At 57.3% G+C, this 13,564-nt stretch carries 14 protein-coding genes and 1 riboswitch; all 14 genes read right to left on the minus strand.

Features of this window, described 5'->3' with window-relative positions:
- Positions 1-13: 13 nt before the first annotated feature.
- The gene (locus GC56T2_RS11010) at positions 14-430 is read right to left on the minus strand and encodes a bifunctional adenosylcobinamide kinase/adenosylcobinamide-phosphate guanylyltransferase (RefSeq protein ID WP_144975159.1); all 417 of its coding nucleotides are present in this window, start codon (positions 428-430) and stop codon (positions 14-16) included.
- Positions 364-1,014 (minus strand): histidine phosphatase family protein, encoded by a 651-nt coding sequence (locus GC56T2_RS11015; RefSeq protein WP_144975161.1) that lies wholly within the window; start codon positions 1,012-1,014, stop codon positions 364-366. Before GC56T2_RS11015 ends, GC56T2_RS11010 begins: the two co-directional genes overlap by 67 nt.
- A complete protein-coding gene (gene cobS / locus GC56T2_RS11020) occupies positions 972-1,760 on the minus strand; it encodes an adenosylcobinamide-GDP ribazoletransferase (protein WP_144975163.1) in 789 nt (262 codons plus the stop codon). The genes GC56T2_RS11015 and cobS overlap by 43 nt, the downstream gene beginning before the upstream one ends.
- Positions 1,757-2,314, minus strand: a complete 558-nt coding sequence (locus GC56T2_RS11025) for a bifunctional adenosylcobinamide kinase/adenosylcobinamide-phosphate guanylyltransferase (RefSeq protein WP_144975165.1) — start codon at positions 2,312-2,314, stop codon at positions 1,757-1,759. Before GC56T2_RS11025 ends, cobS begins: the two co-directional genes overlap by 4 nt.
- Positions 2,311-3,381 (minus strand): threonine-phosphate decarboxylase CobD, encoded by a 1,071-nt coding sequence (gene cobD, locus GC56T2_RS11030; RefSeq protein WP_144975167.1) that lies wholly within the window; start codon positions 3,379-3,381, stop codon positions 2,311-2,313. Before cobD ends, GC56T2_RS11025 begins: the two co-directional genes overlap by 4 nt.
- A complete protein-coding gene (cbiB, locus tag GC56T2_RS11035) occupies positions 3,338-4,309 on the minus strand; it encodes an adenosylcobinamide-phosphate synthase CbiB (protein WP_144975169.1) in 972 nt (323 codons plus the stop codon). Before cbiB ends, cobD begins: the two co-directional genes overlap by 44 nt.
- Positions 4,306-5,781 (minus strand): adenosylcobinamide amidohydrolase, encoded by a 1,476-nt coding sequence (locus GC56T2_RS11040; RefSeq protein ID WP_144975171.1) that lies wholly within the window; start codon positions 5,779-5,781, stop codon positions 4,306-4,308. The genes cbiB and GC56T2_RS11040 overlap by 4 nt, the downstream gene beginning before the upstream one ends.
- On the minus strand, positions 5,778-6,833 hold the full coding sequence (locus GC56T2_RS11045; protein WP_370454545.1) for a FecCD family ABC transporter permease: 1,056 nt from the start codon (positions 6,831-6,833) through the stop codon (positions 5,778-5,780). The genes GC56T2_RS11040 and GC56T2_RS11045 overlap by 4 nt, the downstream gene beginning before the upstream one ends.
- The gene (locus tag GC56T2_RS11050; RefSeq protein ID WP_144975175.1) at positions 6,799-7,758 is read right to left on the minus strand and encodes an ABC transporter substrate-binding protein; all 960 of its coding nucleotides are present in this window, start codon (positions 7,756-7,758) and stop codon (positions 6,799-6,801) included. Before GC56T2_RS11050 ends, GC56T2_RS11045 begins: the two co-directional genes overlap by 35 nt.
- Positions 7,759-7,900: 142 nt before the next feature.
- A riboswitch (cobalamin riboswitch) is annotated at positions 7,901-8,099 on the minus strand.
- A gap of 306 nt (positions 8,100-8,405) precedes the next feature.
- Positions 8,406-9,020 (minus strand): PH domain-containing protein, encoded by a 615-nt coding sequence (locus GC56T2_RS11055; RefSeq protein ID WP_144977266.1) that lies wholly within the window; start codon positions 9,018-9,020, stop codon positions 8,406-8,408.
- A gap of 193 nt (positions 9,021-9,213) precedes the next feature.
- Positions 9,214-10,578: an APC family permease gene (locus GC56T2_RS11060; RefSeq protein WP_144975177.1), complete on the minus strand. Its 1,365-nt coding sequence runs from the start codon at positions 10,576-10,578 to the stop codon at positions 9,214-9,216.
- A gap of 12 nt (positions 10,579-10,590) precedes the next feature.
- On the minus strand, positions 10,591-11,496 hold the full coding sequence (locus GC56T2_RS11065) for an acetamidase/formamidase family protein (protein WP_144975179.1): 906 nt from the start codon (positions 11,494-11,496) through the stop codon (positions 10,591-10,593).
- A gap of 79 nt (positions 11,497-11,575) precedes the next feature.
- Entirely contained in the window at positions 11,576-12,862 is a 1,287-nt protein-coding gene (locus GC56T2_RS11070; RefSeq protein ID WP_144975181.1) for a hypothetical protein, read from the minus strand.
- On the minus strand, positions 12,862-13,563 hold the full coding sequence (locus GC56T2_RS11075) for a helix-turn-helix domain-containing protein (RefSeq protein WP_144975183.1): 702 nt from the start codon (positions 13,561-13,563) through the stop codon (positions 12,862-12,864). The genes GC56T2_RS11070 and GC56T2_RS11075 overlap by 1 nt, the downstream gene beginning before the upstream one ends.
- Position 13,564 lies beyond the last annotated feature (1 nt).

The raw sequence follows: 13,564 nt of genomic DNA on the forward strand, positions 1-13,564 counted from the left end.
CTCTCCCCTTTCCTTATTTCAATCGTTCAGCCAGCCCGCACCAAAGTCGGTCAACGCGGCTGCACATAGCGGCCAGCCGTTGGTAACAGAGGCCGACCGCATCACGCCAACGCCGCTCTTCCCTATCGACAGGGACGATGCCTTGCGTCACATCGGTGCCGATCCAAACGACGGCGCGGCCGGGTGCCGCCGCCTCCCAGCGCCGCCAGTCGCCAAAGCGCTTCTCCCATTCGTCCACATCCGGAACGCGACGAATGGCGGCTTCGAGCCCGTCAAGGACGACTGTTTTCGCCCCGTGGACATCATCGGGCGCTTGGTATGGTGCTTGATAGCCGTCCTGCCATACGATGTGGCTGCCATCGCCTACTCCGTACCGTTCCCGCACCCATTTTCGCTTTCCTTGAAACGCACCGCCGACAACGAAATGCATCGTTTCCCCTCCTTCCAACGCTCAAGCGTTGATTCCAACGTATAGCCCCCGGCAAACGGCGCCTCCCATTCCCAAAACGGGCGAAGAGCCGGCGCATATCGCTCCAGCAAAAGGCGGATCGGGCCGCCGTGAGTGACAACAACGACATGGCAAGCCCCTGATCGTTCGGCCAAGGCAAGCGTCTTTGCGAGCGCCCGCATGATGCGCCTCTGAAACTCGGCATACGACTCACCGCCGGGCGGGGCCGCTGCGGCGGGAGACTCCAGCCAGCGCCGATACGCACGGTCGTCTTTCAAGTCCGCAAACGTCCGCCCTTCCCAAGCCCCGAAGGACAGCTCACGCCATTCCGCGGCGCACCAATCCGCCTCCCGTCCCGGAAACAAGCAAGCAGCCGTCTCGCGGCAGCGGCGAAGATCGCTGCCCACTAACAGATCGAGCGGAGCGAACCGTTCTGTGCGCAGCCGGCGAAGCCGCTCGCGCTCCTCGACCGCCAGCGGAACATCAAGCCAGCCGATGTAAGCGCGACGCCGGTTTTCCTCCGTCATGCCATGCCGGATGAGTGTAAGAGCCATATGACGCCCCACAGCACCGTTTCCCCCCCTTCAATGAACGCGCCAAGCACATCGCCGGTAATGCCGCCAAACTGGGTTTCCGCCCAACGCCGAACCGCCGCCACCAACAACCCGGTCGCCGCCAATAACGCCAAGCCGGTTGGGAGCGGGACAGCGCCGATCGCCGTCAATAACGCGAGCACGAACAAAGCAGCCATCAGCGCGCCCACCGCATCGCGCCATGAACTGTATTCGCGGAGCGAAGCCGCCATTCCTGTCGGCTTTGCCAGCTTTGCAGTGACAAGAAGCGAGGCGGCGCCAGCCCGCGATAAACAAGGAACCGCCACCAACAGCGCCCATGGGACACCGGTTTGCAGCGATTCGTACAAAAACAGCCAACGGAACGACAGCACGGTGAAAAGCACAAGCACCGCGAATGCGCCGACGCGCGAATCGGACATAATTTCTTGCCGCCGCTTCACATCGCGGTAGGAAAAAAACGCATCGCCGACATCCATCAGCCCATCGGCGTGCAGCCCTCCGGCCAGCCAAACGCCGAGCCAAAGAAGGAGAAACGACCAAAAAAGCGGCGAACCGAAGGAAACCGACAGATAAAGCGCATACAGCGCAGCCGAACATGCGCCGATCAGCCCCCCGACCAACGGCATGCACCGCACGAGCCAACGGACGTGCCACTCATTCCATTCGACGGCGCGCCGGATCGGAAAGACGGTCAGCAGCTGGAGCGCCAGCCGCCAACCGCTCCACGCCCTCTTCATTGCGGCCACCGTCCTTTTTTCACGCGCAGAAGGCCGCATTCGACTACGGCGGCCGCCCGGGCAGCGGCAACCAACTGCTGATGAAGCCACCCAAGCGTTTTCATGTAGCGAAACGTGCCCTCATCATCCGGCACCCCGCCGGAAAACAGCTCATTGGATACGACCACCACCGCCCGGCACCGTCCGGCCCACGCCCTCACCTCATCAAGCAGGCGACGGGCGGCTTCGTCAGCCGTTTTCATCGTTTTCCAATCATCTCCTGCAAACAGTTCTGCTGCCCACCAAGTCGTCAAACAATCAAGCAGGACAACATCGTCCGCCCGCAAAGAAGCGGTCAGCCCCCGCGATGAAAACGGGGCTTCCCACACGACCCACCGCGCCGCGGTGGCCGCCCGCCGCTCTTGATGACGGCGGATGCGCCCAGCCATTTCCCCATCGTCCGCCGGCGCAGCGGCGATATAATGAACCCTTCCGACAGAAGCGAGCCGGATGGCGCATGCTTCCGCAACCTCGCTCTTCCCGCTCCGCACCGCGCCGCTCACAAAAACGATCAACCGTCCCACCCCGCCAACGCTTCAAGCAGCTGATCGTTTTCCACCTGCGTTTTGACCGCGAAGCGCAAGTAGCGCCCATCCAAGCCGGGAAAATTCATCGTATGGCGCGGAACGATCCCGCGCTCCAACAGATGCCAAAACAGCTCCATTGTCCGGCCGGACAGCGGCCGCAGCAAATAAAAGTTGACAGCCGACGGCAACACGCGATACCGATTCAGCGGCAGCGAGCGAAACACCCGCTCCCGCTCGGCGGCGATCCGCTCTTTCGTCCAAACGGCAAACGACTCCATCTCCATAAAGCGAAGCCCAAGCTGCTGGGCGACGCGGCTTACGCTCCATGGCGGCTGCCGTTTCCGCAGCGAGGCAATGACCGTTTCATCGGCCGCCACATAGCCGAGGCGCGCCCCGGCCAAATGGTAGATTTTCGTCAGCGAGCGAAGCACGATCAAGCGGGGGTAGCGGTCCAGCCAACGCACCGCTGTAAATCCGCCACACCAAAACGGGTAAAACGCCTCATCCACGATGATGTACGTTCCAGCCCGATGGGCGGCGGCAATGAGGGCGTGAAGATCTCCCTTTGAGAGCACCGTTCCCGTCGGATTGTTCGGATGGCAAAGAAACACCGCTTCACACTCAGCCACCCACGCAGCCGCTTTGTCGAGATCAGGCAAAAATCCGCGGCTTTCCTCCGCCATCAATGACGTCACTTCGCAATCGTAAGCAAGAGAGGCGCGCCGATATTCAGAAAACGCCGGCTCCAAGACGCCGACGCGGCGGCCGGCAAACATGGCCGCCAACAAATACACCGCCTCCACCGCCCCGTTGGTGACAAGCACTTGCTCAGGGCGAATGCGCTCTCGCTCAGCCACTTTCTCTTTGAGCGCTTTGGCTTCCGGATCGGGATATTCGCTCGCCCAACGCGCCCAATCTTCTCCGGTCGGCCAGGCGGACGGCGGCAACGCGTACGGGTTCGTATTGACGCTGAAATCGATATACTGATCGGGGGGCTTCAGTCCGCATTGCTCATAAAGCGCGCGCGGATTCGCCCCATGCGCTGGCCATGGCAACGATCATCCCTCCTATCCATAATAAAAACGCGAACACGAACACGGTCCCGATCATGATCGCGACCGCCCGGCGAATGTGAGCGGGACAAAGCGGCACCACCGCATCGCCGAGCGTCGGCCGGACGGAAACAAGGCCGCCGTATGTATTCGTTCCACCAAGCTGCACGCCAAGCAGACCGGCCATCGCCGCTTCCAGCCACCCGCTGTTCGGGCTCGGATGGCGGCGGGCGTCGCGAAACAAAATCGCCAGCGCCGCACGGAGGCGGCGCCCGCCGAAAACAAGCACCATCACGAGCGCCGTCAGCCGCGCCGGAACATAGTTCAACACATCATCGAACCGGGCAGCCGCCCAGCCAAATTCGCGATACTTCTCGTTTTTGTAACCGATCATGGAATCGCACGTGTTTACCGCCCGATACAACAAAGCGAGCGGAGCGCCGCCAATGGCGGCGTAAAAGAGCGGGGCCGTGATGCCGTCGCTCGTATTTTCCGCCACCGTCTCGATGCAGGCGCGAGTGATGCCGGCTTCATCGAGACGCTCGGTGTCGCGGCCGACGATCATCGACAGCGCCTGCCGCGCCTTGGAAAGATCGCCCGCTTCAAGCGGCCGACGCACCTCTTCTGCCGCAACGGCCAAGCTTTTCGTGGCAATGGCGGTGAAAATGAGCACCGACTCGACCGCCACCCCTACGTACAGAGACACCGCATACCCTGCCGCCACCGCGAGCGCCGACAGCCCGTAAACAACAGCCGACACGACAACCAAAGCCGCGGCCCCTTTCGCTTTTCTCTTTGTTCCGTTATTCCAGCGGCGATCGAGCGAAGCGATCAGTTTTCCCATGCCCCGCACCGGATGCGGAAGCCAACGCGGGTCGCCCACCAGCGCATCCAAAAACAAGGCTAACGCCAATGCCGTCAAATGGGTCATCGCTTTCCCCTCCGCCGCTCGTAGCGATCGAGCGCCTCGATGGTCGCTTCATACACAAGCCGGCCAAGCGTGCGGCCAAGCTCGGTCGCCGTTCCAGCGTAGGAAAACGACGGCCCTGTTTGCGTCGCCGCCACCGCCAGCGAGTCGGTTGATGTGCCGGTAGCCAGCGTTCGCGTTTCCGGATCGCAAACCGACCGCTCGGCAAGCGCCTTCGCCTTCGCCTCCGTCGCCGTCATCACCGCTTGCACGAACGCCGCTTCCGTTAGCGTCCCATCGACGACAATGACCATATTGATCGTTCCCGGCTTCGCGGCGGCCGGCTGATGCCGCCACGCTCGGGCCGCGTCGACCGCATTGCCGACGCCGGCGGTGACTAACACCGCGGCCGAACACCCTTTCCTTTCCTCCTGAAGCCAAACGGCGTCATGGACATCGACGGCAGTCATCATGCCGATCGTCCGCTCCGGGGAAAAGCCGTGCCGTTTCAAATAGCGGCGCATCTCCTCTTCCGCGTCGCCGCAGTCGTAATCCAGCCCGACATGGCGGTTGACGAAATGGGTCGCCCATTGAAATCCGGCGCCAACCAAAGCGGACGACAAGACGCGCAGCGGCCTTGGTGAAGCAAGAACGACCGCATCGGCCAAAAAAACCGGGCGCAGCCCGCCGAGGAGCGGCGTTTTCTCCTCGCGATGTTGCGGCACAAACGAAAACATCAGCTTGGCCGCCGCTGGATGCGCTTGGCGCACGACCGGAGCGGCAAACACGTCATTCAGCAGCGCTGGCGTCATGACGTCCGCCGGCGCGCCGAGCGCGGCTGTTTTCCCGTCCTTTAAAACGAGCACCCGATCGCAATACAGACTGGCGACGTTCATCTCATGAAAGACCGCGACCACCGTCAAACCGCGGGCACGAGCCGCTGCAGTGAGCCGGTCCAAAAGCCGGACTTGCCCACTTAAATCCATATGGTTGGTCGGCTCATCCAACAAGAGCAGCTGCGGCTCTTGAGCGAGCGCCCGCGCCAAATAAGCCCGCTGCCGCTCGCCGCCGCTTAACCGCTCCAGCGGCGCATCCATTTTGTGGGCGAGACCGACAACGGCGAGCGCCTCTTGAACGGCGGCTTCATCTTCCGCCGTCCACGCTGGAAGCAAGCCGCGCTGATGGGCGTAGCGGCCGAGCGCCACCGTTTCTTTCACCGTATAGCCGTGCGCCGTTTCCAACGTTTGCGGCAGGACGGCGGCCAAGCGCGCCCACTGTTTTGTCGACAATTCGGAAAGCGGCCGACCGCTGATGGCAATCTCGCCGCTTGCCAGCGGCAGCTCTTTGCTGATGAGCTTGAGCAATGTCGTCTTGCCGCTGCCGTTCGGCCCAATGATGCCAAACAGCTCCCCTTTCTCCACGGAAAACGTCACCCGGTCAAGCACTTGAGTCGTCCCGTATCGGTGCGACACCTCTCGCACTTGCAGCATCGTCATCCCAACTTTCGCTTCGTTTTTCGGAAAAACAAAACGGCAAACAGCGGAGCGCCGACGAGCGAAGTGATAACGCCAATCGGCAGCTCGCGCGGCTCGATGATCGTCCGTGCCGCCAGATCGGCGAACACAAGAAACGCCCCGCCGTACAAGAGCGATAGCGGCAAAAGCACCCGGTAGTCCGGCCCGCATAAAAGCCGCACGATGTGGGGAACGACAAGCCCGACAAAGCCGATCGTCCCCGACACCGACACCGCCGCTCCGGTGAGCAAGGCGGCCGCCGTCAAAATAACGATTTTCCGGCGCGCAACGTCAACGCCGACATGAAGCGCCACCGCCTCGCCGAACGCGAACGCGTTCAACTCGCGGCCGTTGGCGATCAGTGTTGCCGCACCGACGAGAAAAAATGGCAACAATAGTCCGCTATACGTCCATCCGCGCATCGCCACGCTCCCCATCAGCCAAGAGATGATTTGCCGCAATTCGTCGCCGGTCAAAGCGATCATGAGCGAAATGAAGGCGCTAAAAAAGGCCCCGAAAATAATGCCGGCTAAAATGATCGTCTCCACCGACATCCGCCGATCGACGGCGCGAGTAAACGCCAAGACGGCCGCAAGCGTCGCCATGCCGCATACGATGCTGACGATCGGCAGTGTAAACGTGCCGAACAGCGGCCATTGCCAGCCAAGGAAGATCACGAGCACCGCGCCGACCGACGCGCCGGATGAAACGCCGAGCGTGTACGGGTCGGCGAGCGCGTTTTTCAAAAGCCCCTGAAACGCCGCCCCAGCCAGCGCCAACGAAGCGCCAACCAAAAAGGCGAGCACGACGCGCGGCAGACGGATCGCCATCACAATCGGCACCCAGTCGGAAGGAACGTCCGACGAGAGCGGCATTCCGAGCCATTGCGACGCGAGAATCTCGATAATAGAAGAAAAGGGAATCGACAGCGACCCTGTCGATACCCCTGCGAGCAGCGAAAATACAGCCGCCGTAACGGCTAGGATATACATCGGTAGTTTACTGAAACACTTCCGGGTAAATGGCTTTGGCAAGTTCCTCGACCCCTTCGGCGAGGCGCGGACCCGGCCGGCTGACCAAATCGGTGTTGACATCATACACCCGCTTGTTTTTCACCGCCGGCACATCTTTCCAGGCCGCGCGCTCGAGCACTTGTTTCGCCCCGCCGTATGTCGTGATGATCACATCCGGCTTATAGGCCACCGCTTTTTCCTCGGTCACCATCGGCCAGCCTTCCAAATCGCCGGCGACGTTTTTCGCTGAAATCACTTGAAGCATCTCATCCATGAACGTTCCTTTGCCGGCCGTATACAGCTGCGGCGGCGGCGACACTTCCACCCACACATTCGCCCGCTTGTCCGCCGGAATTTGTTTCGCTTTTTCTTCGATTTGCGAAAGCTTTTCTTTCATCCCTTCAATCACTTGCTTCGCTTTGTCCACCGTTCCCGTCGCTTTGCCGATGAGCTCGATCGAGGCGTACACGTCCGCAAACGATTTCGCATCATTGACGACAAGCACGGTGATGCCGGCGTCTTTCAATTGCTGCAAGCCATCGCGCGAGTTATGGGCGCTTGACGCATGAGCCAAGACGAGATCCGGTTTGAGCGAAATGATTTTCTCGACATTAAACTCCATCCCGCCGATTTTCGTTTTTGTTTTGACGTCTTCAGGATAATTGTCAAAATCGCTGACGCCGACAATTTTTTCACCGAGCCCTAACGCGTAGGCGATTTCCGTATTGCTCGGGATGAGCGAAACGATCGTTTTCGGTTCCGCTTTGATGGTGACCTCTTCCCCAAGCCCGTCTTTCACCGTCACCGGAAACGCCGATTGTTCCGCTTTCGGCTCCTCTTTTTTTGTCGGCTGGGCGCTGCTGCCCGCTCCGCTGCTGCAACCGGCAAGCATAACGGCCAAAAGGATGAGAGCAGCGAGCGCCGCAGACCATTTCCAACGCTTCATCCGTACGTTCCCCCTTCAATGATGTATGTACAATAAAAAAACGCCCATTCCGTCCGGTTGGGGAATGAGCGGAAAACAGACCGCCAATGGGCACAACCATGCCCTATGCGACTGTTTCCGCGTCTCACCCCCCGAAGATTCGGAAACTGCGGCAAGCAAGGCAGGTCTACTGGCTCATGCGTCATCCTACTCTGAAGCCTTCCCGTACGGAAAACAGCGCAAGCCATCCGTCCGTACAGTGGCGATTTCATTTCGTCCGCATTGACAGTTGCGGGGACAGCTCCGGATTCCCACCGGATTCCCTATTAAGCCTTTTCGGCACCTTGCTGCGAGTTGATTGAGTTATCGGATATGGACATTTTTATATTAAAGCAAGGCTTGGCATTTGACAACTATGAATTTACAGCGGGCTGGCGGAAGAGGTCATCGATCCACTTTTGCGGTCAGGCAGCTCGGCTCCAGTGTCCGTGTTTTGTACGGAACGCCGCATGCACCATTGCATCGAACTCCGCGATGTCAAATGCCGCCACGTTGCCTGCCTCCACTCTCTCCCCTTCACCGTTTGCCAACGACGCGTTCCTTTGAAAAACAGGAAAAGACGCCCCCCCTCTGGCCCGGCGTCTTTCCCGAATGCAAGCTTCATCTCCTCACTGCTCGATGTATTTTTCAAACACAAAGCCGAAATCTTTCACCGTATAGTTCTTTTTCGCTTCCGTCAGCCATTGAAACGCGTATTCATTCACGGCCTGAAAATCGGCCGACACATTGGCGCTGTCGCCGCGCATGTTGGCAAACACCTTGGCCGCCAGCTCGAGGCTCCGCTCGGCATAGTCGAGCTTCATTTCATTTTCGCGGCAAATGTCGGCGATCGCAAGCAGCGATTTATACAAATCTTTCAGTTCCTCGATATGTTTTTTATGCACATCAATCGAGTAGGCGTGCGACCCGATTTTGAATTTGATTTCCGCGTCCATATCGACCGTTCCGGCCGTCTCGAGCGACACGTCGGAAATCGGATGCTTGTAGTAATCGTAGCGGCGCAGCGTCCGTTTTTTGCTTGCTGCGCTCGTGCCGTCCAGATGAATGAGCGCACGGTTGGTGAAGCAATACTCATCGGATTTCGATTTAATAAGGAAGTAAATTTTTTCTCCATCCTCGTGCATCACATAATCATCGGCATCGACTTTGTCGTAGTCTTTCGGTTGAATGACCGAACCGATGTCGCTCAATCCAAGCACATCGGCCGCGACTTTTCCAAACATGCTCATTTCTCGCCCCGACCCCTTCCATTTTTCATTGGCTCGCGCCACTCCGCAACGGGCAGCAACGCACGTTGTTTTGGCAGAGCACCGCATCCTCTATAGTCATACGTGGAGGGCAAAAAAAAAGTTTCATGTTTGCCAACCATTGAACGGCCCAACGCCTTGTTCAGACGGCGTCAGGCCGTACACGCCACTACAGTTCCCCGCTCAGTCGCGAGCCTTTGTTCGTAAGGCGCAGGACGATCAAATACACAAGCCCAATGGCGATCCAAATCAGTCCGAGCTTTTTGCTGAGCGGATCGAGATTGATCCATACGTAGCCGATGACGACAAAACCGATGAGCGGAAACAAAAGATGGTTGATATAGTCATGGCTCTTTTGTTTGCGCAAAAAGTAGTTCATCACCGATACATGCAAAAAGAGAAATGCAGTCAGGGCGCCGAAGTTGACAAGCGAAGCGAGCTTATCGATTTGCGAAGCGAACACCGTCGTGACAATGAGCGAAATGACAGCGACAAGCAAGGTGCTTACGTACGGTGTTTGAAACTTCGGGTGCACTTTGGCCAGCACGCCGGGCAATTGACGGTCGCGACCCATGCTATACAAGATGCGGGAAATAGCCGCCTGCGCCACAAGGGCGTTGGCGATTCCCCAAGAAAACGCCGTGGCAATGATCGTTGTCCATTTGAGCCACGGTCCGCCTGCCAGCTCCGCAATCTGATAAAACGCCGCGTCTGCGTTTTTAAACGTCGTATAATCAGGCCAAATCAAAGCCGCCACCCATGTTTGAATGATAAACAGCGCCCCGACCACCAGCAGAGCGCCGATGATCGCCTTGCCGATGGACGACCTTCCGTCTTTCGTTTCCTCAGCGAGTGTTGACACCGCGTCAAAACCGAGAAAGCTCAATACGGCGATCGACACCGCTCCCATGACCGTTCCCATGCTGAAATGATCGGGGTCATACAACGGCTTAAACGTAAATTCCGCTCCGTTCACCCCTTTGAAAATCGCCACAACGCCCGTGATGACGAAAATCGCCAAAACGATGAGCTCTAGGATAACGATCACTTTATTGGCTCTCGCTGTCATTTCAATGCCGAGAATGTTAATGACCGTATTGATGCCGATAAACAGCACGAGCCACACATACATCGGCACTTCCGGCACAATGTCGGCTAGAGCGGCGGCGCTGACCAAGTAAAGAAGCGCTGGGACAAAGATGTAATCAAGCAAAATGACCCAACCCGCCATAAAGCCGGCGTATTCATTCATCCCCCGCTGCGCGTAGGAATACACGGAACCAGCGATGGGAAACGCCTCGGCCATTCTCGCGTAGCTTAATGCGGTGAAAATCATTCCCACCATTCCGATCAAGTATGCTAAAGCGACCATCCCTTTTGCCCCTTCGGCTACATACCCGTAAATACCGAAAGGAGCAATCGGCACCATGAACACCATCCCATAAATCAACAAGTCTACCCATGTGAGCGACCGCTTTAGTTCCTGCTTATAACCGAGCGACTCAACCGATTTGTTCGTTTCCAATTGCGCCATCGCCATTCCCCCTTATTCCTCAAACAAACGAACGCCATACGCCTCAAGCACGAAGCGCGGCACAAAAAAGCGCGCGGTGACAAGCGGATCCACCACTTGGCTGATTTGCGTCTGACCGGCGGCGCTAAGCACCATCGTCAAATGGTTCAACGTCAACGGAGTGTGCGGCCGTAACAACTCAACCATTTCCTCAACCGATCGTTTGACCGCCTCATCCAGCGTTTTGGCCGACACGATGGTCGCAATTCCTTCGTCATTTTGCAGCAGCGGATGGTTGAGGGAATGTCCTTTGATCACGCGGACGGTGACGGTCACTTCCCCCGGAATTTCAATGCCGGACACGCCGATCTCGCCATCACCCATCGCCGCGTGCAAATCGCCTAAGGCAAAGAGCGCCCCTTTGACAAAAACAGGGAAGTACACCGTCGCTCCTGTTGTAATGAGCTTCGTATCCATATTGCCGCCGTGCGGTCCCGGCGTTCCGCACGATACATCCTCGCCGTTTGGCGCCACCCCAATAACGCCAATCATCGGATTGAGCGGGATGGAAAGATGTTCGTCAAATACGGCTCGGTTTTCTTCCACCGGAACGATTTTCGCCTCAAACCGCGAAATTCGGTCGCCGAGCACCCCGAGGCTTGGCCCGACAGCCATCACCCCTTGCCCTTTGAGGCGAATGTGTTCAATTTTGACCGCTAAAATGTCACCGGGTTCCGCCCCTTCAATATAGATGGGCCCCGTTGCCGGATTGATATGGTTCCAATCAATGGAATCAAACGGCGTTTCGCTAGATGTAATTTGATTTTGGAAACAATCGTACGTTTCGATGACAAACGTTTCCCCGGAACGAACTGTCCGAACCGGCTGATGGTGTTGGCTAAACGCGTAAATGGCTGTTGTACACGGAACAAATGACATCTTGCCTTCCTCCTTTCATGTTTGTCTCATTATACCAAGCCGAAACCCGTCCGATTTGCATTTTTTTAATCACTTTTTGTCACTTCTTTATTTTTTGAATAAATTGATAAGTGCGGACGAACAAAAAGCTTCCTATCCCATTCCAGGCGATGGCCTCCAGCTCGTCATGGCGACTCCCCCAGCGCCAAGCGAACACGAGCAAACATGACCAGCCGATCATGATCATTACCCCGAGGCGCTTTTCCTTCGGCCGCCAAGCAGCCAAACCAAAGCACACAGAGGCAAGCAGAGCGGTCGAAAACAGAACTAGACGCAGCGGAAGACAAAGAACTATCGATAAAAGAGCGAGCCCAAACAAAAAAGAAAGGGCGTATGTCCGCGGGAATTGGCCGCCCCACTTGGTTTCCAAGAGCTGCACAACCGAACGAAGGGAAAGGGACAAGCTGCACGAGAGCGCCGCCAACAGCGCCATGGCAAGCGGCCAAGACATCCAAGCGGAGGAGGAAAGCAGCCATCCTTTCCATATCGCTTCGGGCGAAGCAGCCGCCGCGTACGGAATGCATAAAGCAGCCATGGCCAAGGGGAGAGGGACGAGACAACAACCGGCAAGCAAAAACACCATCGCAACCCGCTCTTTTTTTATTCGGGGGGCGACTTCCCATACATACGGATCGGCGAACCACTGTCCGGCGGCCGCAGCCAACACGGAAAAAAAGAGCACCAACAGCGAAGTTGCACGGAGATCAAGGAGAGACGGAGCGGTACGGGCCACCGTCTCGTAATATCGCATGACGCCCCCCGTCAGATAATAGGCAAACGGAATGATGCCGGCAACGAGATAAACGATGTACAGCAGAACGGTTCCGATTCTCCGCATTCCCGCCCAGCCAGCAAGCACCGTAAAAACGTACACATAGCTAAACCAAACCAATAAAAACAGCAAGGAAACATGAAAAAGATGCCGCAGCAAATAGGCACATAACCCAAGAACGACAAGCAGCCGCCCGATCGAAAGAAGGCAGACTAAAAAGCGGAACAAAACCAAAGCCCGCGCCGTAAAACAACGATCCGGCCACCGCTCCCCTTCGCTTGCCAACGGTTGATGGCTCGCCGTTATCGAACGCCAAAGGACAAAAACAGCCACTCCCATCGCCATGGCCAGCGTGATCCCTGCAGCCACCCCGCCATACATCAACGCATAACAGCTAAACAACAGCAACTCCCCGGACGCCAAACGCAGCAGCAACGCATTGACCCCTTTGCTTAATCCAAACGTTTCCGCTCCTAAAGAATGGGAGCGCCCGACATCCGGCACGACGACAAGCAGCAACACGCATGCCATAACCAACAGCGTATACCAATCCATTATCCGTTCGTCTCCTTATACGTTGTCGGCGGGATGCCAACATATTTTCGAAACAAATGGCTGAAATGATGCTGGCTAGAAAACCCAGTCTCTTCGGCAATGCGAGCCATGGACCAGTCCGGTTTCTTGATGAGCAGCTCTTTCGCTTTTTCAATCCGATATCGGTTCACATAATCTTTAAAATGAATGCCGATCTCCTCAACGAACAACCTGCTCAAATAGGCGGGATGAGTATGCACGGCTGCCGCCACCGCGGCAAGGCTGATTTTGTGCGCGTAATGCCGATGGACATAGTCGAGCGCCGACCGGATGAGCGGCGATGAGGCCGATGCTTCGGGATGCTTTTGTTCAAACTTTGACAGCGCCTGATCGAACTCACTCTCAATGAGCGGCTTGACCAAATAATCGAGCACTTCGAGCTGAATCGCTCGTTTGGCGTATGCAAAATCTTGGTAGGCGGTAATAATGATCACTGAGAGATTAGGCTGTTTCTGCCTCAGCTCACCGGCTAAATCCAACCCCGATTGTCCGGGCAAATGAATGTCGATCAAGGCCAACCGAAAGCGATGGGCCGCCGCCAGCCGTTTTGCTTCTGAAGCGTCCTCCGCTGTCCACACTTCCCAGTGCGGATGTTTCCGCTTCACCAAATAGCTCAATTGCTCCAATTCCAAATACTCGTCATCGACGATCAACACTTTCATC

Source organism: Geobacillus sp. C56-T2 (assembly GCF_007829715.1).
Taxonomy (GTDB): Bacteria; Bacillota; Bacilli; order Bacillales; family Anoxybacillaceae; genus Geobacillus; species Geobacillus icigianus.

What these genes read in the sequence shown, in the direction of transcription:
- GC56T2_RS11075 (WP_144975183.1), bottom strand. Translation starts at nt 13,563, where the DNA reads ATGAAAGTGTTGATCGTCGATGACGAGTATTTGGAATTGGAGCAATTG.
- GC56T2_RS11040 (WP_144975171.1), bottom strand. Translation starts at nt 5,781, where the DNA reads ATGACGATGCTGCAAGTGCGAGAGGTGTCGCACCGATACGGGACGACT.
- GC56T2_RS11055 (WP_144977266.1), bottom strand. Translation starts at nt 9,020, where the DNA reads ATGTTTGGAAAAGTCGCGGCCGATGTGCTTGGATTGAGCGACATCGGT.
- GC56T2_RS11050 (WP_144975175.1), bottom strand. Translation starts at nt 7,758, where the DNA reads ATGAAGCGTTGGAAATGGTCTGCGGCGCTCGCTGCTCTCATCCTTTTG.
- GC56T2_RS11010 (WP_144975159.1), bottom strand. Translation starts at nt 430, where the DNA reads ATGCATTTCGTTGTCGGCGGTGCGTTTCAAGGAAAGCGAAAATGGGTG.
- cbiB (WP_144975169.1), bottom strand. Translation starts at nt 4,309, where the DNA reads ATGACCCATTTGACGGCATTGGCGTTAGCCTTGTTTTTGGATGCGCTG.
- GC56T2_RS11060 (WP_144975177.1), bottom strand. Translation starts at nt 10,578, where the DNA reads ATGGCGCAATTGGAAACGAACAAATCGGTTGAGTCGCTCGGTTATAAG.
- GC56T2_RS11070 (WP_144975181.1), bottom strand. Translation starts at nt 12,862, where the DNA reads ATGGATTGGTATACGCTGTTGGTTATGGCATGCGTGTTGCTGCTTGTC.
- GC56T2_RS11065 (WP_144975179.1), bottom strand. Translation starts at nt 11,496, where the DNA reads ATGTCATTTGTTCCGTGTACAACAGCCATTTACGCGTTTAGCCAACAC.
- cobS (WP_144975163.1), bottom strand. Translation starts at nt 1,760, where the DNA reads ATGAAGAGGGCGTGGAGCGGTTGGCGGCTGGCGCTCCAGCTGCTGACC.